Annotated in this window: 1 protein-coding gene; it reads left to right on the top strand. The window is 72.5% G+C overall.

The annotated features are described in order from the left end of the window. The coding region (locus CKO28_RS27780) for a Mu transposase domain-containing protein (RefSeq protein WP_437127666.1) at positions 1-667 on the top strand (667 nt) is incomplete at its 5' end. Positions 668-775: the final 108 nt, after the last annotated feature.

Here is a 775-nt window from a genome sequence, read left to right as displayed (position 1 = left end):
GTTCGTCGACGAGGTCGTCGCCCGGCGCAACGCCATGCGGCGGGACGATCTCGCCGCGGAGCTGCGGCACATGCACCGCCTGCCGCGGCAGCGCAAGGCCGACTTCACCGAGCGGATCGTCACGGTCCTGCGCACCGGCGGGTTTTGGCTGCGCAACGTGTTCTACTCGGTGCCCTCGCAGCTGATCGGCCACCGCCTGCGGGTGCACATCCATGATGCCCGGATCGAGGCGTACCTGGGCAGCACCCACGTGGTCACCCACCCCCGCCGCCGCGCGGGCGACGGCGCGCGCGTCCACGTCGTCGACTACCGACACGTGATCCACGCGCTCAAACGCAAGCCGCAGGCCCTGGCCGGCTCGATGTACCGGGACGGTCTGTTCCCGCGCAGCGAATACCGCCGGGCCTGGGATGCCCTGCAGGCGAGCTTGCCGCAGAAGGACGCCTGCAAGCGCATGGTCGCCCTGCTCGCCATGGCGCACGAGGAGGGCTGCGAGGCCGAACTCGCCGGCCTGATCGCCGACGACCTGCGGGCCGGGCGGCTGCCCGAGGCGGATGCCCTGCGCCGCCGGCGCCGACCCGCCACCGACCTGCCGCCCGACGTACCCGTGGCGCTGACCGCGCCCGCGCAGTTCGACACGCTGCTCAGCCAGCGGGAGGGGGCGTGATGACCGCGGCGACCGAGACCGATGTCCACAAGCTCCCGGCCCTGCTGAACGCCTTGCGCCTGCCCTCGTTCAAGGCGCACTGGCAGGAGGTGACCGAGATGGCCGACC

This window comes from Rhodovibrio sodomensis (genome assembly GCF_016583645.1).
In the GTDB taxonomy this organism is placed as follows: Bacteria; Pseudomonadota; Alphaproteobacteria; order Kiloniellales; family Rhodovibrionaceae; genus Rhodovibrio; species Rhodovibrio sodomensis.
Note: the sequence above shows the minus strand (reverse complement) of the source record. Positions and strands in the feature narration are given on the sequence as shown.